The 18,612-nt window shown below is 61.7% G+C and carries 21 protein-coding genes and 3 tRNA genes; 12 read left to right on the top strand and 12 right to left on the bottom strand.

The features are described from left to right. Positions 1-52 precede the first annotated feature (52 nt). Positions 53-523 carry a hypothetical protein gene (locus OKW27_RS24915; RefSeq protein ID WP_429335172.1) on the bottom strand — a complete coding sequence of 157 codons (471 nt, stop codon included), beginning with the start codon at positions 521-523 and terminating at the stop codon, positions 53-55. Between the two features lie 297 nt (positions 524-820). On the opposite strand from OKW27_RS24915, the gene OKW27_RS24910 reads away from it, so the two are divergent. The 3 genes from OKW27_RS24910 (at position 821) to OKW27_RS24900 (ending at position 2,973) form a co-directional block, all read left to right on the top strand. Beyond that, positions 821-2,041, top strand: coding sequence for a Bcr/CflA family multidrug efflux MFS transporter (locus OKW27_RS24910; RefSeq protein ID WP_090801465.1), 1,221 nt, complete (start codon positions 821-823; stop codon positions 2,039-2,041). Between the two features lie 214 nt (positions 2,042-2,255). Continuing rightward, entirely contained in the window at positions 2,256-2,486 is a 231-nt protein-coding gene (locus tag OKW27_RS24905; RefSeq protein WP_090805429.1) for a hypothetical protein, read from the top strand. An 82-nt stretch (positions 2,487-2,568) separates the two neighbouring features. Next, positions 2,569-2,973 carry a RidA family protein gene (locus tag OKW27_RS24900; protein ID WP_090801464.1) on the top strand — a complete coding sequence of 135 codons (405 nt, stop codon included), beginning with the start codon at positions 2,569-2,571 and terminating at the stop codon, positions 2,971-2,973. A 146-nt stretch (positions 2,974-3,119) separates the two neighbouring features. Here the strand turns inward: OKW27_RS24900 and OKW27_RS24895 are convergent, their stop codons facing one another. Continuing rightward, the gene (locus OKW27_RS24895) at positions 3,120-3,557 is read right to left on the bottom strand and encodes a DUF4279 domain-containing protein (RefSeq protein WP_244144925.1); all 438 of its coding nucleotides are present in this window, start codon (positions 3,555-3,557) and stop codon (positions 3,120-3,122) included. Between the two features lie 50 nt (positions 3,558-3,607). On the opposite strand from OKW27_RS24895, the gene OKW27_RS24890 reads away from it, so the two are divergent. Next, entirely contained in the window at positions 3,608-3,847 is a 240-nt protein-coding gene (locus OKW27_RS24890; RefSeq protein ID WP_222944933.1) for a hypothetical protein, read from the top strand. A gap of 181 nt (positions 3,848-4,028) precedes the next feature. Here OKW27_RS24890 and OKW27_RS24885 read toward each other — a convergent pair whose 3' ends face one another. The 6 genes from OKW27_RS24885 to rph all read right to left on the bottom strand — a co-directional run bounded on the left by OKW27_RS24885 (position 4,029) and on the right by rph (position 8,291). After that, positions 4,029-4,448, bottom strand: coding sequence for a DUF4279 domain-containing protein (locus OKW27_RS24885; protein ID WP_090801462.1), 420 nt, complete (start codon positions 4,446-4,448; stop codon positions 4,029-4,031). A gap of 11 nt (positions 4,449-4,459) precedes the next feature. Continuing rightward, positions 4,460-5,236, bottom strand: a complete 777-nt coding sequence (locus OKW27_RS24880; RefSeq protein WP_090801461.1) for a hypothetical protein — start codon at positions 5,234-5,236, stop codon at positions 4,460-4,462. Between the two features lie 287 nt (positions 5,237-5,523). Continuing rightward, positions 5,524-5,613: transfer RNA gene (locus OKW27_RS24875), tRNA-Ser, on the bottom strand. A gap of 55 nt (positions 5,614-5,668) precedes the next feature. After that, positions 5,669-6,898 (bottom strand): radical SAM family heme chaperone HemW, encoded by a 1,230-nt coding sequence (gene hemW / locus OKW27_RS24870; protein ID WP_429335171.1) that lies wholly within the window; start codon positions 6,896-6,898, stop codon positions 5,669-5,671. Beyond that, on the bottom strand, positions 6,895-7,557 hold the full coding sequence (gene rdgB, locus OKW27_RS24865; RefSeq protein ID WP_409258975.1) for an RdgB/HAM1 family non-canonical purine NTP pyrophosphatase: 663 nt from the start codon (positions 7,555-7,557) through the stop codon (positions 6,895-6,897). Before rdgB ends, hemW begins: the two co-directional genes overlap by 4 nt. Next, positions 7,554-8,291 carry a ribonuclease PH gene (rph, locus tag OKW27_RS24860; protein ID WP_090801456.1) on the bottom strand — a complete coding sequence of 246 codons (738 nt, stop codon included), beginning with the start codon at positions 8,289-8,291 and terminating at the stop codon, positions 7,554-7,556. The genes rdgB and rph overlap by 4 nt, the downstream gene beginning before the upstream one ends. 200 nt (positions 8,292-8,491) lie before the next feature. Here rph and OKW27_RS24855 point away from each other — a divergent pair, with 200 nt between their 5' ends. The 5 genes from OKW27_RS24855 to OKW27_RS24835 all read left to right on the top strand — a co-directional run bounded on the left by OKW27_RS24855 (position 8,492) and on the right by OKW27_RS24835 (position 13,450). Further along, positions 8,492-9,415: a YicC/YloC family endoribonuclease gene (locus OKW27_RS24855; RefSeq protein WP_090801455.1), complete on the top strand. Its 924-nt coding sequence runs from the start codon at positions 8,492-8,494 to the stop codon at positions 9,413-9,415. A 19-nt stretch (positions 9,416-9,434) separates the two neighbouring features. After that, positions 9,435-10,118, top strand: a complete 684-nt coding sequence (gmk, locus tag OKW27_RS24850) for a guanylate kinase (RefSeq protein WP_090801453.1) — start codon at positions 9,435-9,437, stop codon at positions 10,116-10,118. A 60-nt stretch (positions 10,119-10,178) separates the two neighbouring features. Then, entirely contained in the window at positions 10,179-10,382 is a 204-nt protein-coding gene (gene rpoZ / locus OKW27_RS24845) for a DNA-directed RNA polymerase subunit omega (RefSeq protein ID WP_008921215.1), read from the top strand. A gap of 98 nt (positions 10,383-10,480) precedes the next feature. After that, a complete protein-coding gene (locus OKW27_RS24840) occupies positions 10,481-12,841 on the top strand; it encodes a RelA/SpoT family protein (protein ID WP_090801451.1) in 2,361 nt (786 codons plus the stop codon). 123 nt (positions 12,842-12,964) lie between these two features. Then, complete coding sequence (locus tag OKW27_RS24835; protein WP_090801449.1) at positions 12,965-13,450, top strand: phage protein NinX family protein; 486 nt, start codon at positions 12,965-12,967, stop codon at positions 13,448-13,450. Positions 13,451-13,524: 74 nt separating this feature from the next. On the opposite strand, the gene OKW27_RS24830 is transcribed toward OKW27_RS24835, so the two are convergent. Both OKW27_RS24830 and OKW27_RS24825 read right to left on the bottom strand, forming a co-directional pair. Beyond that, positions 13,525-13,601 (bottom strand) — tRNA-Arg (locus OKW27_RS24830). A gap of 74 nt (positions 13,602-13,675) precedes the next feature. Beyond that, positions 13,676-13,752, bottom strand: a tRNA-Arg gene (locus tag OKW27_RS24825). A gap of 123 nt (positions 13,753-13,875) precedes the next feature. Between OKW27_RS24825 and greB the strand changes: the two genes are divergently transcribed. Next, positions 13,876-14,445: a transcription elongation factor GreB gene (gene greB, locus OKW27_RS24820; protein WP_429335170.1), complete on the top strand. Its 570-nt coding sequence runs from the start codon at positions 13,876-13,878 to the stop codon at positions 14,443-14,445. A 134-nt stretch (positions 14,446-14,579) separates the two neighbouring features. On the opposite strand, the gene OKW27_RS24815 is transcribed toward greB, so the two are convergent. Together OKW27_RS24815 and OKW27_RS24810 are read right to left on the bottom strand one after the other, a co-directional pair. Then, on the bottom strand, positions 14,580-15,749 hold the full coding sequence (locus OKW27_RS24815; protein WP_090801447.1) for a porin: 1,170 nt from the start codon (positions 15,747-15,749) through the stop codon (positions 14,580-14,582). A gap of 525 nt (positions 15,750-16,274) precedes the next feature. Further along, on the bottom strand, positions 16,275-16,523 hold the full coding sequence (locus OKW27_RS24810) for a hypothetical protein (RefSeq protein WP_090805424.1): 249 nt from the start codon (positions 16,521-16,523) through the stop codon (positions 16,275-16,277). A gap of 392 nt (positions 16,524-16,915) precedes the next feature. Between OKW27_RS24810 and OKW27_RS24805 the strand changes: the two genes are divergently transcribed. Further along, a complete protein-coding gene (locus OKW27_RS24805; RefSeq protein WP_090801445.1) occupies positions 16,916-17,119 on the top strand; it encodes a cold-shock protein in 204 nt (67 codons plus the stop codon). Between the two features lie 330 nt (positions 17,120-17,449). Beyond that, positions 17,450-18,598: an exonuclease domain-containing protein gene (locus OKW27_RS24800; protein WP_429335169.1), complete on the top strand. Its 1,149-nt coding sequence runs from the start codon at positions 17,450-17,452 to the stop codon at positions 18,596-18,598. The last annotated feature ends 14 nt before the right edge of the window (positions 18,599-18,612 follow it).

Below are 18,612 nucleotides of genomic sequence, written 5' to 3'. Positions count from 1 at the left end.
GTCGGCGCCGGCGGGCTGTGCGGGCGGGCGGTCGCGGCGGCGCGTGTTTCGCCTAGCTGCCCGGTGCGGGTATCGTCGGCGGCTTGCGCCTGCCGGTCAATTCGGCCCAGCGCTTCTCCAGCGCGCCTTCGGCGATCGGCTTGATGATCGTGCCCGAGCTTTGCGCATCCCACGTCTGCACCGAGAACGGATGCACACGCAGCTGATCGCGCGTGATGACCGGCGCGTGATGCGCATCGACGAGCCAGTCGTAGACGAAATCGATGCACAGCCGGTAGCCGCGTTTGGTCGCCGCGTCGGGGACTTCGTAGGGCGCGCGCGTCACGTAGCCCGAACCGAAGATGCCCTTCGGCTCCTGCGCGACGCGATGCAGGAACACGCGATCGCCGGGCAGGATGCCGCGCGCAAAGCCGCAGCCCCACACGTCGGCCACCGCGTCGCCGGCCGCCACGCGTTTCGCGATGTCGGGCAACTCGGGCCACGGCCATTTTTTGGGGCTCCAGATGAGCAGGAAGGCGGTCATCGCGGGTTCGAACGGGATCAAGGGAAGGGTGTTGCGCGACGTCGAGCTTTTATGTCGGGCCGTCAAGCTGCGCATACGGAAGCGCGTTGGGCATGCTGGCGGCAGCTTAACCGATCGAGGCTGATTGCGCCGCGCCGCGCCGCGCCGCGCGGTGCTGTCGCGCAACGTCCACGCAGCGGGCCACGAGCGCCGTCAGCGGATTAACCGTCGCGTACAATCGAGCCGGTCAACTGATGGCCGTTCCCGCTTCACCCGTTCCGCTGCCGATGCCGGCGCGGCGTTCCATCCGGATTTCCCATGTCTCACGTCGTCAGACGCCGGCCCGATGGCCGGCTGATCCTGTTGCTCGGCGCGCTGGCCGCGTGCGGGCCGATTTCCATCGACATGTATCTGCCGAGCCTGCCGACCATCGCGCAGGCCTTCGCGGTCGGCACGGGCGCCGCGCAATCGACGCTGACGAGCTTCATGTTCGGCTTTTCGATCGGCATGCTGCTGTACGGTCCGCTGTCCGATACGTATGGCCGTCGGCCGATCCTGCTTGGCGGCATCATCATGTATGCGCTCGCGAGCATCGCCTGCTCGCTGTCGGTCTCGATCGGCTCGCTGGTGGGTTTCCGCTTCGTGCAGGCGTTGGGCGCGGGCGCGGCGTCGGTGCTGGCTCGCGCGATCGCGCGCGACGCGCACGAGCCGGGCGACGCGGCGCGCGTCCTGTCGATGATCGCGATCGTCACGGCGATCGGTCCACTGCTCGCGCCGCTGATCGGCGGACAGTTGCTGCTGCTGGGCGGCTGGCGCGCCGTGTTCGTCGCGCTGACGCTGTTCGGTTCCGTGTGCGCGGTGACCGCATTCCTGAAGGTGCCGGAGACGTGGCCGCGCGAGATGCGCGCGCAGTCGGCGCTGCTGAAGTCGTTCGGCGCGTATGGCACGCTGCTGCGCGATCCGGTTGCGTGGGGACACATGTTGTGCGGCGGCATGGCGTTCGCGTCGATGTTCGCGTACATCACGGCGACGCCGTTCGTATACATCGAGTATTTCCACGTGTCCGCGCAGCACTATGGATTCCTGTTCGCGCTGAACATCGTCGGCATCATGTTCGGCAATTACCTGAACACGCGGCTCGTCGGCCGGCTCGGGCCGGTGCCGATCATCTCGTTCGCGGCGACCGTGAGCTTCGTCGCGTCGCTGTTCGTGTCCGTCGTGTCGCTGACGGGGTGGGGCGGCTTATGGTCGATCGTGTTCGGGCTGTTCTTTGTCGTCAGCGTGGTGGGCGTGTTGTCCGCCAACTGCACGACCGATCTGATGCATCGCTATCCCGCCAACGCGGGCGCCGCGGCGGCCGTGTTCGGCGCGGTGCAGCTCGCGCTCGGCGCACTGTCGAGCCTCGCGGTCGGACTGTGGCAGGACGGCACGCCGAAGGGCATGGGTATCGTGGTCGGCGTGGCGGGCTGTCTGTGCTTTGTCGGACGCATGCTCGTGATGCGTTGGCACGGGACGAAGTCGCCGGTTGCGGCTGTGTGAGCGTGTTGTTCGGATATCGAGGGTGAGCGCTGCGCGAGCGCTGTGAAAACGGCGTGAAAACCGGATGGCGATCGTGCTATTGCGGCTGTGGGCATCGGCCGACGCGTGAGTTCATCGGACGCGTCTCCGGAAAACACCTGGTGTTGCGCGCGCACCACCGTGCGTCGCGGTTTGCATTGCTATGATGAAGTCACTGTTCCTCGGAGCGGCACTCATGGCGATCAAAGACCTGATGAACGGCGAACGGCAATTTGCCGCATTCGCCGAAGCGCAACGGCTGGCCGACAGCGGCGCTTATTACGATTACACCGACATCGAATACGTCTTGCGCTTTGATCACGGTTTGACGGATGTATCGGCTCTGCTCGATAGCCAGTTGATGCATCGCGATCTGAATCGTCGTTGCGCGGATGCGCGCGAAAAGCTCGAGATGGCGGACGCGTGATGCGTGATGCGTCGTGCGCGGGTTCGTGCTGAATGAAGCACGGCGATGAATCGCTCCGAGATTTTCACTTCTGGAGTGGTCGATGACCGATAGCACGCACGCCTCACGTTTGCCCCACACCGACAATCCGGCCGCGCTGGCGAAACCCGGCGGCCACTACAGTCATGTCGCGGTCGCGAATGGCTTTGTCTTCGTGTCCGGGCAGTTGCCGATCAACGCGCAAGGCGAAAAGCTCGCCGATGCGTCGTTCGACGCGCAGGCCGAACAGGTTCTGGCCAATGTGAAGGCGGCGCTCGAAAGCGTCGGCAGCAGCGTCGCGCAACTGGTGCAGGTACGCGTGTATGTCGTCGATGTCGAACATTGGGCGAGCTTCAATCAGATCTATGCGGGCTGGGCCGGCGAGGCAAGGCCGGCGCGCGCGGTCGTGCCGGTGCCGCAGTTGCACTATGGGTTCAAGATCGAGGTTGAGGCGGTGGCGGTGGTTTAGGTCGTGATGGTGGGTACGGGGGCCGTGCATGTTTGCGACATAGAGGATTAATTCAGAAGTGCGGCCCATAACACTCGCGCTGTGCCTTACAAGGTCGCACAAAAAAGCCGACTCGCGAGGATCGGCTTGTGAATTCGAGCGAGGCTCTATCGATATTCATCGATCTCAGCGGTGCCGCCCATGGTTTCCATCATGGTGCGAATATCGTCGGGCACATCAGGCACGCGGTCGCCGCTCTCGTTGTCCCAATAACAGAAGAAACGCATCTGTGCGCCCTTGTCTGCGAGTAGCTGGCGCAAGTCATCTCGCGGCAAGTTCAGGCGATCAATAAGATAGCGGAGATGCGGTTCCAGGGAGTCGCTACGAACGGCGGCTTTGCTTCTCACCCCCCATACGCCGGTACGCCCCGGAACGCTGCTCAGTCGCCCCGACGGAGTCATAAACCGCTCCCCTTTGACTATCGCCGTATCCGGTGTAACGCTGAAATATCGGGTCCAGACTTCGGGATCTAAATCATCCCCGGCTATCGAAAATGATGCATGTGCGAGTTGATGTGCGTTCATCGTATGAAGATCAGTTTGCATAGTCCTGCATATTGCCGATGATGTTTTTCTAGATTCGTCGCCGAGCAGCGTTGACGCGCCTCTATTGCCAGCCCTGGCTGCGCGCGCAGCGCCCGCAATCCGCGAGCGCATCCTCGAAGAGACCAAAATCGACAATTGCGCAGCCTGTGAAGGCGAACAGCAACACGCCGGGGCGCACGGCGACATTGCACGGCTTCCGTTCAAGCTCCCGCGATTGGGCCAGCGAACAGGGCTATGCGCGCGACCTTGCCGAGCGGGCGCTTGCCCATACCGTGTCGAACAAGATTTAGGCGGCTTATCACCGCACCGATTTGATGGAACAGCGCCGGCCGATGATGGAAGTGTGGGCCGTGCCTGTTTGCAGCATAGAGGATTAATTCAGAAGTGCGGCCCATAACACTCGCGCTGTGCCTTGCAGGGTTGCAAAAAAAGCCAATTCCCGAGCATCGGCTTGTGCATTCGAGCGAGGCTCTATCGATATTCATCGATCTCGACCGTGCCGCCCATGGCTTCCATCATGGTGCGAATATCGTCGGGCACGTCAGGCACGCGGTCGCCGCTCTCGTTGTCCCAATAGCAGAAGAAGCGCATCTGCGCGCAAGTGCGCTCGATGAGTTCTCGCAAATCGGCACGGGGTAGCCCGAGGTGGCCCACCAGATAGCGAAGATGAGGCGTCAGATCGTCGCTCATTATTGCCTCCGCGCTCGAAACGATCCATGTGCCTTGCCGCCAAGGAATGCTGCTCATCATGCCGGACGGCATTAACCTGGGCTGCCCTTTGGCTCCCGCGCGAGATGGTGATACGCCAAAATAGTTCGTCCAGAATTCGGGCGGCTCGGTGTCCTGATAGATCGTGAACGCTGCGTGGGCGAGTTTGTGTTCGGGTGCCATCTCTGTTTCTCTCAGGGTGCCCAGCTATGCATGTTGTCGATGATCGCGCCTCTGAACTCGACATTCCCATCGTCGTGCCAAATAACGTTGTCGTCCCCGCGCATTCGATTGTCTTCTTTCATCATATGGATCATCCTGCCGAAGGTCTTGCGGTCATACCCCAGCATCTTCGCCGCGTAGTTTGGGTTGTTCGTGCTCTCGGCGAGTTCAACCACATCGCCGCTCAACGCATCAGGCACATACTCAAACGGCTGCGCGTCGCCGAGCAGCGTTGATGAGCCTCTATCGCCAGCCCTGGCTGCCCGCGCAGCGTTCAACCGGGTTTGCCAGGTGGCCGGATCATACTGGACGGACAAAATGGGTTCGCCGTCCGGGTGACTGCCTGTCCTCGCTATGGGATTCATTAACGGCGTGCTGCTGTACGGTGACGGAAACAGGCCATTACGCGGACCTTTAACGGCAAGCAGTTTGCCCCGGCGAATCTCTTCGAGAAGAGCAACGATCACCCACCAGCCATCGGTATCAGGGTTGCGGTCCCGTACATCATGAAAAAACAGCCAGTGACTGCCAATGAGATTCCTAATCAGTTTCCGGTCCTCCTCCCACTTCCTGCGATTCAGTGCGGCGATAGCAAGAAATTCCCGGGTCTCCGCCCTAGCCCTCTGAAGGTCTGCGGCCTTGCCGAGGCACGCCTTATAGTGCCATTCGTCGCAGATGACATAACAGGCACCCGGTGGCCGCTGGCAGAACAGCTCCACGGAGTGCATTTCAAATACGGACAGGGACATGGGTGTGTCGATGGTCTATCTGAAGTCGCTGCCGGAGTTGACAGCAGTCAGATAATTACTGTGCGACAGGCAGTCCGTACATGGGCGACCGCCCAAAATCTCGACGGCTCTCGACGAAACGGAAAAAAGCGCCCGCACGAACATTGCGGCTTTTCGCGCCCGTAGCGCGGATGCTCGCGGGCAGCGACCGTACCGCTGGTCTATCAGAGCGGAGAACTGCTCCACCTCGGGCCAGAAAAACAAAAACCCCGTAAGTCACTGAACTTACGGGGTTTTTCTTGAAAGCCTGGCGGAGGCGGTGAGATTCGAACTCACGGAAGGATTGCTCCTTCGCCGGTTTTCAAGACCGGTGCCTTAAACCACTCGGCCACACCTCCAAGCCGCAAATTGTAACCTGAAAAGACTTCGCTGCCGAGTCTAGGTGACCCGCCATCACTGCGGATCTTTCAGAAACAGCGCCTGCAAGTCGTTCAGGAACGCCTGCCCAAGCGGCGTCGGCGCGATCCGTTCGTGGTCGCGTGTGATCAGCTTGCGCTGTTCCGCTTCCTGCAACGCCGGCTCGATCGTCGTGATCGACAGGCCCGTGCGCTCGATGAACCGATGCACCGGAAATCCTTCTACCAGGCGCAGCGCGTTCAGCATGAACTCGAACGGCAGATCGCGCGGCCCGACCTCATGCTCTTCCTGCACGCTTGCACCAGCCCTGGCCTGCTCGATGAACGTGGTCGGATGTTTGTAGCGCGCTTGGCGCACGATGCGATTAGGAAACGACAGCTTCGTATGCGCGCCCGCGCCGATGCCGAGATAGTCGCCGAAGCGCCAGTAGTTCAGATTGTGTTTGCTCTGCCGATGCGGCTGCGCATACGCGGACACCTCGTAGCGCCCGTAGCCGGCCTCGGCGGTGCGTTGATGAATCCAGTCCTGCATGTCTGCGGACGCGTCGTCGTCGGGCAACGCGGGCGGAAACTTGGCGAATAGCGTGTTCGGTTCGAGCGTCAGGTGATACAGCGACAGATGCGGCGGGGCAAACGACAACGCCGTTTCCACGTCGGCCTGACATTCGGCGAGCGTTTGCCTGGGCAGCGCGAACATCAGGTCGAGGTTGAAGTTGTCGAACGTGGTCGCGGCGACTTCGACCGCGTGGCGTGCCTGCGCCGCGTCGTGAATGCGGCCGAGCGCCTTCAGATGCGTTTCGTTGAAACTCTGGATGCCCACCGACAGCCGGTTCACGCCGCTCGCGCGAAACTGCGCGAACTTGTCGGCTTCGAACGTGCCGGGGTTCGCTTCGAGCGTGATTTCCGCGTCGGCGTCGAGCGGCAGCAGCGCGCGAATATCCGACAGCATGCGATCGAGCCCCGCCGCCGACAGCAAACTAGGCGTGCCGCCGCCGATGAACACCGTATGCACCTGGCGGCCCCAGATCAGTGGCAAGGCCATTTCCAGGTCGGCGCGCAACGCGTCGAGGTAGTCGTTCTCCGGGAACGTCTCGCCTTTCCACTCGTGCGAATTGAAGTCGCAGTAGGGGCACTTGCGCACGCACCACGGGAAATGCACGTACAGCGCAAGTGGCGGCAGCGACGTCAAACGGATGCTGCCCGGCGACGTGAACGCACTGACGACACCCTTGCCGATGTCCGCCGGCGTCGATCGGATCGGAATCACGCTTCCTCCGACAGACGCGCGAGCAGTTGCCGCAGCGCGATCGCGCGATGGCTGCTCGCGTTCTTGACCGCCGGCTCAAGTTCGGCGGCGCTCGCGTTCAGCGACGGCAGATAGAAGTACGGGTCGTAACCGAAGCCATGCTCGCCGCGCGGCGCGTCCAGGATTTCGCCATGCCAGCGGCCTTCGGCGATCAGCGGCTCGGGATCGTCCGCGTGACGCACGAGTGCGAGCACGCAGTAGTAATAGCCGCGGCGGTCGCTCACGTCCCGCAGTTCGTCGACGAGGCGCGCGTTGTTCGCCGCGTCGCTTTTCTCGCCGCCGGCGAGTTGCGCGAAGCGGGCCGAGTAGACGCCCGGCGCGCCGCGCAGCGCGCGCACGCAAAGGCCCGAGTCGTCGGCGAGCGCGGGCAGGCCGGTGAGCCGCGCAGCGTGACGGGCCTTCGTCAGCGCGTTTTCAACGAAGGTGGGATGCGGTTCTTCCGCTTCCGGCACGTTGAGTTCGCCTTGCGCGATCAACTCGATGCCGGCCGCGCCGAGCAGCGCCGCAAATTCGCGCAGCTTGCCCGCGTTGTTCGACGCGAGCACGACCTTTTTCAGCGGCATTCCCGACGTTACGCCGTGAGCATTGTTCCCGCCACCGTCCTGACGAACCTCATTCACTGCTGCACTCCCAGCGCCTCTTTCTGCTTCGCGATCAGCGTGCTGATGCCGTCGCTCGCGAGATCGAGCAGCGCATTCATTTCTTCGCGCGAGAATGGCACGCCTTCCGCGGTGCCCTGAATTTCGACGAAGCCGCCCGCCCCCGTCATTACGACGTTCATGTCGGTGTCGCACTGCGAGTCTTCGTCGTAGTCGAGGTCGAGCACCGGCACGCCGTCGTACACGCCGACCGAAATCGCGGCGACGTAATCCAGGATCGGCGAGCTTTCGATGCGGCCCGTGGCAAGCAATCTGGCGACCGCATCATGCGCGGCGACGAACGCGCCGGTGATGCTCGCGGTGCGTGTGCCGCCATCGGCCTGGATCACGTCGCAGTCGAGATTGAGCGTGCGCGCGCCGAGCTTCTCGAGATCGAACACCGAGCGCAGCGCGCGGCCGATCAGCCGCTGGATTTCTTGCGTGCGGCCGGTTTGTTTGCCGCGCGCGGCTTCACGGTCGCTGCGGGTATGGGTGGCGCGCGGCAGCATGCCGTATTCGGCGGTGAGCCAGCCCTGGCCGCGATCGCGCAGAAACGGCGGTACGCTCTCGCTGACGCTCGCGGTGCAGATCACCTTGGTGTCGCCGAATTCGACCAGCACCGAGCCCTCCGCATGCTTCGTGTAGTGACGCGTGATGCGCACGTCGCGCAACTGGTGGGGCTGGCGGCCGCTGGGGCGTTGGGTGTCGTTGCTCATGTCGGAATGGGTCGGGATGGGCTGGAGGAGGGCGGAGGAAAAACCCTAATTTTACCGCCGATCGGATAGGGCGGTTGCCCATACGGATGGCTGCGACAAAAATGGGATAATGCCGATTCCCCGCCCCGCGTCTCGTACACGCCGGGCGATCCGCTTCTCAGGCCATCGTCTACCGCATGGCCCCAATCGCGAGAAATACGATGATCTACAGCATGACTGGCTATGCGAGCGCCACGCGCGAACTCGTGGCAGCCTCGGGCACGGGTGGCGTCAGCGTGTCGGTCGAATTGCGCACGGTGAACTCGCGCTTTCTCGATCTGAACTTCCGCATGCCGGAAGACGTGCGCGTCGTCGAACCGACGCTGCGCGAGATGCTGATGAACAAGCTGTCGCGCGGCAAAGTCGACATTCGCGTGAATCTGCAGCGCAGCGAGCAGTCGGCGAACGCGGGCGCGATCAACCGCGACGCGCTCGCGCAACTCGCGCAGCTGGAACGCACGGTGCTCGGCACGTTTCCTGAAGCGGGCCGTCTGCGCACCGGCGAAATTCTGCGCTGGCCGGGCGTGCTCGCCGAAAGCGGCATCGCGCCCGAGACGCTGCGCGAAGCGGTGCTCGGATGCGGCAAGCAGGCGATCGCGGACCTGATCGACGTGCGCGCGCGTGAAGGCGCGCAACTCGCGACGATGCTGCTTGCCAACGTCACCGAAATGGAGACGATCGTCGTGAAGATCACCCCGCTCGTGCCCGAGCTGATTGCGCGACATCAGCAGAAAATCGTCGAGCGGCTGCAGGAAGCGCTCGGCATCGCCGCGCCGGATGCGGCCGTGACGATCGTATCGCGCGAAGAGATCAACGAGCGGATTCGCCAGGAAGTGACGATGTACGGCATTCGCATCGACATCGCCGAAGAGCTGTCGCGCCTCACCGCGCACCTGAACGAAACGCGTCACGTGATCGAGAAGGGCGGCAAGGTCGGCAAGCGGCTCGACTTCATGATGCAGGAGCTGAACCGCGAAGCGAACACGCTCGGTTCGAAGGCGGCGGCGAAGGAACTCGCGGATTCGTCGATGACGCTGAAGCTCTTGATCGAACAGATGCGCGAGCAGGTACAGAATCTCGAATAAGGCTGGAGCACCACACATCATGACCGACCACCATCCACGCGAAACCGGCGCGGCGCGCCATTCGTACGCCGGCGCGTATCCCGGCAACCTGTTCATGGTCGTCGCGCCGTCGGGCGCGGGCAAGTCGACGCTCGTGAACGCGCTGCTCGCGAGCGACGACGCGATCCGTCTGTCGATCTCCTACACGACGCGCCCGCCGCGTCCGAAGGAGCAGGACGGCGAGCACTATCACTTCACGAGCGTCGAAGATTTCATGCAGCGTCACGACGCGGGCGAGTTTCTCGAAAGCGCGGAAGTGCACGGCAACTATTACGGCACGTCGCGCGTGTGGATCGAGGAGCAGATGAAAAACGGCCATGACGTGCTGCTCGAAATCGACTGGCAGGGTGCGCAGCAGGTGAAGAAGCAATTCAACAACGCGGTGGAGATTTTCATTCTGCCGCCGTCGCTCGAAGCGCTCGAAGAGCGTCTGAAAAAGCGCGGCCAGGACGAGCCGAACGTAATCACGCGACGCTTGCTCGCGGCGGGCGGCGAGATCGCGCACGCGGCCGAAGCGGAGTACGTCGTGATCAACGAGAACTTCGATCGCGCGCTGGCGGAGTTGCAGTGCCTCGTCGGCGCGACGCGCTCGCGCTTCGCGTCGCAGTACGCGCGTCACACGCAGCTTTTCATGCAGCTCGGCATCCACCTGCCGCACGCGTGAGCGCGGCGTGGTGTCAAGCACATAAGGTAGAATAAGCAACATACTGAGAAGGAACCCAACATGGCCCGCATTACCGTCGAAGACTGCCTCAAACAGATCCCGAACCGTTTCGAACTCGCGCTTGCCGCAACCTATCGCGCGCGTCAGCTCGCTCAAGGCCACACGCCGAAAATCGAAAGCCGCGACAAGCCCACCGTCCTCGCGCTGCGTGAAATCGCATCGGGTCAGGTCGGCGTCGAAATGCTGAAGAAGGTGCCGGTCTAAGGCGCAAGGATTTTCGTTTTCGACTTGCCGGTATTCGCCACACCGGATTGCTCAACGTGCAGAACTGCGTCCAACCCTGACCGCTACCGGAGGCGACCATGAGTGCTACCCCGCCCACCGCCACGGAAGCGGAGCACGACACCGACTCGCCGTCCTCTGCACGCAAGTACATCGACGCGGTCCTCGAGCAATCGTTTCGCCATCTGTTCGGGCCGACCGCCACGCCGGAGCAGCCGCGCCGGCATGATGTCGTCTCCATCGCCAATCTGACGTCTGCGCTGTCCGGCTATCTGCAGCCGGAAGAGATCAAGGACATCAAGGCGGCGTTCCACTTCAGCGACGAAGCCCACCTCGGCCAGTATCGCCAGAGCGGCGAGCCCTACATCACGCATCCGGTCGCCGTCGCGGAAATCTGCGCGGGCTGGAATCTCGACGCCCAGGCGATCATGGCGGCGCTGCTGCACGACGTGATGGAAGACCAGGGCGTGACCAAGGCAGAGCTCGCCGAGCGCTTCGGCGCGAAGGTCGCGGAACTGGTCGACGGGTTGTCCAAGCTGGACAAGATGGAGTTTCGCAATCGCGAGGAAGCGCAAGCGGAGAATTTCCGCAAGATGCTGCTCGCGATGGCGCGCGACGTGCGCGTAATCCTCGTGAAGCTCGCCGACCGGCTGCACAACATGCGCACGCTCGGCGCGGTGCCGTCGGAGAAACGTCGCCGTGTCGCGCGCGAAACGCTAGACATTTACGCGCCGATCGCTCACCGGCTCGGCCTGAATAATACCTATCGCGAGCTGCAGGACCTGAGTTTCGCGAACTTCAACCCGCACCGTTACGCGACACTCGAAAAAGCCGTGAAGGCGGCGCGCGGCAATCGTCGCGAGGTGGTCGGCAAGATTCTCGAATCGGTGCAGCGCGCGATTGCGGACGCGAAGCTCGACGCCGAAGTCACCGGTCGCGAGAAAACCATCTTCAGCATTTACAAGAAGATGCGCGACAAGCAGCTGTCGTTTTCGCAGGTGCTCGACGTGTATGGTTTTCGCGTGGTCGTCGAGAGCGCGCTCGAGTGTTATACCTGCATCGGCGCGTTGCATGCGCTTTTCAAGCCTGTTCCGGGCAAGTTCAAGGATTACATCGCGATCCCGAAGGTGAACGGCTATCAGTCGCTGCACACCACGCTCGTCGGCCCGTTCGGCGCACCGATCGAGTTTCAGGTGCGCACACGCAAGATGCACGAGATCGCCGAGGCGGGCGTTGCCGCGCACTGGCTGTACAAGAACGGCAGCGCGGATCTGAACGACGTGCAGAAGCGTGCGCACCAGTGGCTGAAGTCGCTGCTCGACATTCAGAGCGAAGCGGGCGATTCGAGCGAATTCCTCGAGCACGTGAAGATCGACCTGTTCCCGGATGCGGTCTACGTGTTCACGCCGAAGTCGAAGATCATGGCGCTGCCGCGCGGCGCCACCGCGCTCGACTTCGCGTACTCGATCCACAGCGACCTCGGCAACCAGTGCGTCGCGGTGAAGATCAACAACGAGCTGTTGCCGTTGCGTACCGAGCTGAAGAGCGGCGACATCGTCGAAGTCATCACGGCGCCGTATTCGAAGCCGAACCCCGCATGGCTCGGCTTCGTGCGCAGCGGCAAGGCGCGCTCGGCGATCCGTCATTATCTGAAGACGATGCGTCTGAACGAGTCGGTGCAGCTCGGCGAGCGTCTCGTCGATCAGGCGTTGAAGGGCTATGGCCTTGCGCTATCGGACGTGACGCCGGAGGCGTGGGAAAAGCTCGTGCAGTGGACGGGCAACAAGAACCGTCAGGAAATTTTCGCGGACATCGGTCTCGGCCGGCGGGTCGCCGCGGTGATGGCCAAGCGCATCGAAGTGTTGATGAGCGGGCGCGACGCCGACGACGACGGCTCGCGCTCCGAGTCCGGTTCGACGCCGCACGCGCCGCCGGTCGTCATCACCGGTACCGAGGGCATGTCGGTGCAGCTGTCCGCGTGTTGCCGTCCGATTCCGGGCGACGACATCATGGGCTATATCGGCATCGGTCTCGGCATGGCGATTCATACCACCGACTGCCGCGTCGCGCAGCGTATCCACCGGCGCGATCCGGGCCGCTGGATCGACGTCGCGTGGGCGCCGCAGCCGGGGCGGCTGTTCGATGTCGCGGTCAAGGTACTGGTCAAGAACACCAAGGGCGTGTTCGCCCGCGTAGCGGCCGACATCACATCGGCGGACGCGAACATCGTCCATATCGCGATGGACGAAGATCTGTCGCAGGAATCCACGATTCTGCGCTTCGTGATCCAGGTCAGCGACCGGGTGCATCTGGCCAATGTGATGCGGCGCGTGCGCACGAATCCCGATGTGATGCGCATCACGCGTGAGCGGCCGAGCGAAGAGGGGCATCACCGCCACGACGGCGGCATGCGCATCGACCGCGAGCGCGCGGATTACTGAACGGCTTCCGGCTGGGCGTCGGCGCGGCTTGGACTGGCGCTTCACGCCAGTCAGGCATCTTTCGTGCGGCGGCTCAGGATACAACTCAAGGCTGGTCTCACCTGAACTCCAGGGGGAACGCAGATGAACGTGTCCGACCTCGCTGACGTGGCGCTCGATTACTGGGTGGCGCGCAGCCTGCACGACTTCGTGCGCGAAATCTACTTTACCGATAGTGGCGAGACTGTTGCGATCCGCGGCAACGATCGTGGTCGTCCGTGGGACGGGCGTTTCACGCCTTCCGCATCATGGGAGGCGGCTGCCGTTGTGCTCGAGCGCGCGATGCGGCTCGACGTGCGCGAGCAGAGCGATAAAGGGGCGGTATGCGTCGCTGAGTTCAAGGGCGGGCAGCGAGCCTCGGAGGGAATGGGCGACTCGCTGCGCATTGCTTTGCTGCGGGCGTTTGTCGTGAGCCGTTTCGGCGATACCGTCGACGACGTGCTGCGCGAGCGCCAGGCACTGACCGGCATGCGGACCGACACGATCAGCGAGCAAACGGTGGGCGGGGTCGTCGAGGACTTGCCGCACCCGGATGGGCAAATTGGGGATATCCAGTCGCCGCCGCGATGAGTTGCTGGCGCACGGGCACGGCATGGTGCGCCAGAAAAAACAAAGGGCCTTCCGGTTGGAAGGCCCTTCACAGGTGGTGCGGCTGGCAGGATTCGAACCCACGACCCCTTGGTTCGTAGCCAAGTACTCTATCCAACTGAGCTACAGCCGCACGCAAAACGGTGATGCTTACTATAAAAACTGATGAAACCTGAGAGCTCCCTGTAAGGGCGCTCTCGAATAAGGTGGCGCGGCTGGCAGGATTCGAACCCACGACCCCTTGGTTCGTAGCCAAGTACTCTATCCAACTGAGCTACAGCCGCACACAGAAACGAGATTATAGCCAACAGATCTGAAAAACGGAAGCCCATCACGGCGATTTGTGTCCCCGGCCCGATCGTGTAACCTTTTATGAGATTGTTGCTAGTTGCTGTTAATGGATGATTATGAACAAGGCCTTTGTCAAAGAGTCGAGCGAAGACAACGATGACGATCTCGACATCGCCCAGCCCGACGTGCCCGCAGGCACCAAAAATTACATGACTCCCGCCGGTCATCGGCGTATGCGTGATGAATTGCTGCATCTGATCGATGTCGAGAGGCCCGAGGTTGTCAAGCTCGTGTCGTGGGCGGCGTCGAACGGCGACCGCTCGGAGAATGGCGACTACATCTACGGCAAACGCCGTCTGCGGGAAATCGACCGGCGCATCCGTTTTCTGACCAAGCGGCTCGATCTAGCCGAGGTCGTCGATAGCAGCCGGCAGGAAAACGTCGACCAGGTGTTTTTCGGCGCGAGGGTCGACTATGCGACCGAGGACGGCGAAGAGCATCAGGTGACGATCGTCGGTGTCGACGAGGTCGACCTGGACATCGGGCACGTAAGCTGGATTTCGCCCATTGCGCGTGCGCTGCTAAAGGCTAAAGTCGGCGATACGGTCACGCTGTTCACGCCGGCCGGTCCGCAGTCGATCGACATTCTCGACGTCAAGTATCCGCTGCCTGATAGCGGCCGCTAGGCCTCTGGCGAGGACGTGGGCTCACGTGCACGCACGCAGGCCTGCGCACAAAGCGGCAAAAACCCACGTCGGCACGGACATAAAAAAAGGCGCCGCGAACGGCGCCTTCTCTACTGCCAGTCCTTGCGCAGTGCTTAGAAGCGGTGACGCAGACCTGCGGTCACAGCGACTTGCTTGTTGTTGCCCGAAGCACCGCCCACGCCATTGATGTAGGCGTTAACGATCGAGTCTTCGTTTGCTGCCTGATACACGCCTTGCAGATACACGTCGGTACGCTTGGACAATGCGTACGCGGTTTGCAGGTTGACCTGGTTCCAGTGCACGTGCGAGCTCGACAGGTTGGCGCGGGTGTACGTGTACGCGCCAGCGATGCTGATTGCCGGCGTCAGCGCGTAACGGGCGTTGGCTTCAAAGTTCTGGAACTGAGCGCTGTTGGTCGGGAAGCCGATGCCGCTCGTTATGCCCGATGCGGCCGCGCTGATACCTGCCAAGCCATGCAGGTTCGTCTGCGAGTACACGAGGCCGACCGTTGCCGGGCCGAACGCGTAGTTGGCGCCTGCGCCCCACGTTTGCTGACGCTGAGCGAAGAACGTGTTGTCGCCCGACACCGCGCCACCCGAGTTGAACGCAGCGGCTGCGCTGTTCGCGCCATTGCTGTTCAGTTGCATGTACGCAGCGGCAACGTTCAGGCCGCCCCAGTTATACGACGCGCCCGCACTGTAAGCGCGGTTGTTGGCGAAGCCGGCAGCCTGGTTCGAGAAGCCGTACAAGCCGCCAAACTTGAAGCCGCCGTAGTTCGCGCTCTGGAATTTGGCCGAATTGTTGATACGGAACGAGTTGTTCAAGTTGTCGTTGTCGAACGGGTGCGCGAACTGCGTGCCGCCGTACTGCGTGCCGGTCAGTGCCAGCGGGCCGACGTAGTCGACCATGCTGTCGTATTGACGGCCGAGGGTCACGGCACCGAACTGGTCGCTCGACAGACCGACGAAGGCCTGACGGCCGAACAGACGGCTGTTCTGCTTGAGCGTGCCGTCATTGATGCCGAAGCCGTTCTCCAACGTGAAGATGGCCTTCAGACCGCCGCCCAGATCTTCAGCGCCACGCAGGCCGAAACGGCTGCCGTTCACCGAGCCGCTCGTCATCGCCACGTTGGCGCCGTGCTGGTTACTACTCGGATTCGGATGCTGGTTGTTCGTATAAGTGATTCCGGCGTCGATCAGGCCATACAGGGTGACGCTACTTTGCGCGTGCGCTGCCGTTACGAAAACGCCCGACAGGGCAGCGACCATGAGTGTCTTCTTCATTGATATAACTCCAAGAGCGAGAGAGGTATAAAACCCTGGCTTAGGAGACCTTCACGCGAGCGCTGCGAGAAGCGGAATCCGCGTGAGAAGCGCGTTGACCATATCCGCGCCGGTTTCCGATTAGGCAGAGTTTAGAGAGACACTTCCGGGAGTTGGCGTTCCGATTCGCGCAATAAAGTATTACGCGAGGAGAAACGATCGCTAATCGCCATTCAAGCCTTATGGATAAAGGCTTTGCGTCGACTGGGCGGATTTGGCGTCTGAATTTTCCTAAAGCGCGTTGCTGATTCGCGACACCGAACGATGCGGAAAAACAACGGGAAGAAATGCGGGAAAACGATTGTTGTTGTGGCCGCAATAGACGATTGTTAATTATGTGAATAATCGAACTTGCATATGACCGCTATACTGTTATTTCTGCTTTCCGAAGCAGACTTTTTCGTTGACGAAAAAGATCTCCAAACCTTTGTCAGCGCGACCTTCCAGTCGCGCTTTTTTTATGGCGGACGAGTTTCGCGAATGTCTCTAATGAGCGGGCGCAGTACCTTCCGCGTCGTCCCAGTCCGCCTGCGCGGGCACGCTCCAGTCTTCCATCACATAACGGCGCGCATCCATTGGCGAGGAGAGCAGGTTCTGCCAGTGGTCTCCGTGCCACATCGGATCGAAGTCGAAAACGGTGCATGAATCCCCGATCTGTGCGGGCTGGTCTGATATGACCTTTGCGTGCGAATGAGTGAGCCAGGTGAAGAGACGGTGAATTTCCTTGGACAGCATGGCAACCTCCTGAAGCGCATCGCTACAACTGACTTCCATCATGCGAGTGAGGCGGCGCCGCAACAAGTCGGACAAACACTTACGCAAAGATAGACTTTGTTACATTTGTATTGCATATTTTCGCAAATTTTCCCGTTTGCGGACTCGGATTATTTTCGTTCAGGTAAATTTGACGCGCCGACCTATATCCCTGTAGTTTGAAGCCTTACCTTTTTATACGCTAAACGCATATGAAAAGTTTACTTGACGGTCATTCTCTGTTCCCCGTATAACGGCAAAGCCGAATTTGATTGGCTGTTTCTGCCTTGACCAGATATAGGCAATTGAATCGGGGTTGGATCGATTCAAGGGCAACGCCCGCTTTTGGATAAATCACAGAGGGAAAACAGCAAATGGAAACTGGTATCGTCAAATGGTTCAACGATGCTAAGGGTTTTGGCTTCATCACGTCGGACGTGGGTGGCGAGGATCTGTTCGCGCACTTTTCGGAGATCCGCAGCGAGGGCTTCAAGTCGTTGAAGGAAAATCAGCGCGTGTCTTTTGAAGTCAAGACCAGCCCGAAGGGCAAGCAGGCGGCCAACATTCAGCCGCTGTAAATGCGCTGGGCTGGGCGCGCCGCCCGCGCAGTCGGGAGCGAAAAACCCTCGCCGTCGCGCGAGGGTTTTTATTTTTATCTAGATGTCTCCAGGTCGGATCTTCGGTAACTGCGTGGTTCAACAATACGCGTTTTTGTCGGAAGATAATCCATCGAAGCGAATTGACTACGTCTGGATTAATGGTCTGGTTTAAGCGTCTGCGGGATTTCAGCGCAAAATCGACGGCCCATGCCGACGTAGCTTCCAGCTGCGCACGCGGCGCGGTCTGGATGCGCAACGTCCAACTGGTGCATACTTCCCGCAAATTCATGCGCCGGAATCCCTTGTCCCATGTCTGAACTGCTTTCGCCGAAACCGGCACTCGACTCACCCATCGTTTTCGTAGATCTCGAAACGACCGGCGGCTCCACGAGCGAGCACCGCATTACTGAGGTTGGCGTCGTCGAAGTCGGGCTGGCCGGCGTCTCGCGCTGGAGCAGCCTGATCGACCCGCAGCAGCCGATTCCGTCGTTCATCCAACAGCTGACCGGCATCACGAACGACATGGTGCGCGGCGCACCGACGTTCGAGTCGATCGCGCCCGCGTTGTTCGAGCGTTTGAACGGCAAGCTGTTCGTCGCGCACAACGCGAGTTTCGATCGCGGATTTTTACGCAGCGAATTTCGTCGCGCGGGAATCGCGTTCGATCCGGACGTGCTGTGCACGGTGCGGCTGTCGCGCGCGCTGTTTCCCGGCGAAAAGCGCCACGGTCTCGATGCGCTGGTCGAACGCCATGCGCTGGTGCCGTCCGACCGCCACCGCGCGCTCGCCGACGCCGATCTGATCTGGCAGTTCTGGCAGCGTCTGCCGACGCTCGTGCCGCTGGAAGCGCTGCGCGCGCAGATCGAGCGCACGACGCGTCGCTACCGGCTCGCCGGCGACATCACCGAAGATTTGCTCGACACCGCGCCGGCTGGCTGTGGCGTGTATGCGTTTTATGGCGAAGACGATGCGCCGCTGTATGTCGGTCGCAGCGTGCGCGTGCGTCAGCGGCTGCGCTCGCATCTGACTGGCGAGCGGCGTTCGTCGAAGGATATGCGGCTAGCGCAGCTCGTGCGACGCGTCGAATGGCACGCGACCGGCGGAGAACTCGGCGCGATGCTCGCGGAGGCGCAGTGGATCGCAACGCTGCGGCCGGGCCACAACCGCTTGCCGCGCGTGACGAAGAGCGATCCCGCGAACGCGCCGTGGCCGTTCGAGGGGCCCATCGTGTTCGAGGAGCGTGAGGACGCGCAGGGTATCTTCCACGTGGTCGATCGCTGGCGCTACCTCGGACACGCGTCCTCGCTCGTCGCGGCGGCGCAGCTGCATGCGTCGACGCTGGCTGGGTCGTTCGAACTCTCGACGTACCGTATCCTGCAAAGCCATCTGGCGCGAGGCCTGCGCGTGATGCCGTTGAGCGTGTCGCGTGACAGCCCTGAGTCGAGCATCGTCGCGTGACGCTTATGCGACGT

The sequence above is a fragment of the Paraburkholderia sp. 35.1 genome, assembly GCF_050436525.1.
Classification (GTDB): Bacteria; Pseudomonadota; Gammaproteobacteria; order Burkholderiales; family Burkholderiaceae; genus Paraburkholderia; species Paraburkholderia tuberum.
Note: the sequence above shows the minus strand (reverse complement) of the source record. Positions and strands in the feature narration are given on the sequence as shown.

Coding starts and splice junctions, on each gene's coding strand:
- OKW27_RS24915 (WP_429335172.1), bottom strand. CDS start 523: ATGACCGCCTTCCTGCTCATCTGGAGCCCCAAAAAATGGCCGTGGCCC.
- OKW27_RS24910 (WP_090801465.1), top strand. CDS start 821: ATGTCTCACGTCGTCAGACGCCGGCCCGATGGCCGGCTGATCCTGTTG.
- OKW27_RS24905 (WP_090805429.1), top strand. CDS start 2,256: ATGGCGATCAAAGACCTGATGAACGGCGAACGGCAATTTGCCGCATTC.
- OKW27_RS24900 (WP_090801464.1), top strand. CDS start 2,569: ATGACCGATAGCACGCACGCCTCACGTTTGCCCCACACCGACAATCCG.
- OKW27_RS24895 (WP_244144925.1), bottom strand. CDS start 3,557: ATGCAAACTGATCTTCATACGATGAACGCACATCAACTCGCACATGCA.
- OKW27_RS24885 (WP_090801462.1), bottom strand. CDS start 4,448: ATGGCACCCGAACACAAACTCGCCCACGCAGCGTTCACGATCTATCAG.
- OKW27_RS24880 (WP_090801461.1), bottom strand. CDS start 5,236: ATGTCCCTGTCCGTATTTGAAATGCACTCCGTGGAGCTGTTCTGCCAG.
- rph (WP_090801456.1), bottom strand. CDS start 8,291: ATGAGCAACGACACCCAACGCCCCAGCGGCCGCCAGCCCCACCAGTTG.
- OKW27_RS24855 (WP_090801455.1), top strand. CDS start 8,492: ATGATCTACAGCATGACTGGCTATGCGAGCGCCACGCGCGAACTCGTG.
- gmk (WP_090801453.1), top strand. CDS start 9,435: ATGACCGACCACCATCCACGCGAAACCGGCGCGGCGCGCCATTCGTAC.
- rpoZ (WP_008921215.1), top strand. CDS start 10,179: ATGGCCCGCATTACCGTCGAAGACTGCCTCAAACAGATCCCGAACCGT.
- OKW27_RS24840 (WP_090801451.1), top strand. CDS start 10,481: ATGAGTGCTACCCCGCCCACCGCCACGGAAGCGGAGCACGACACCGAC.
- OKW27_RS24835 (WP_090801449.1), top strand. CDS start 12,965: ATGAACGTGTCCGACCTCGCTGACGTGGCGCTCGATTACTGGGTGGCG.
- greB (WP_429335170.1), top strand. CDS start 13,876: ATGAACAAGGCCTTTGTCAAAGAGTCGAGCGAAGACAACGATGACGAT.
- OKW27_RS24815 (WP_090801447.1), bottom strand. CDS start 15,749: ATGAAGAAGACACTCATGGTCGCTGCCCTGTCGGGCGTTTTCGTAACG.
- OKW27_RS24810 (WP_090805424.1), bottom strand. CDS start 16,523: ATGCTGTCCAAGGAAATTCACCGTCTCTTCACCTGGCTCACTCATTCG.
- OKW27_RS24805 (WP_090801445.1), top strand. CDS start 16,916: ATGGAAACTGGTATCGTCAAATGGTTCAACGATGCTAAGGGTTTTGGC.
- OKW27_RS24800 (WP_429335169.1), top strand. CDS start 17,450: ATGTCTGAACTGCTTTCGCCGAAACCGGCACTCGACTCACCCATCGTT.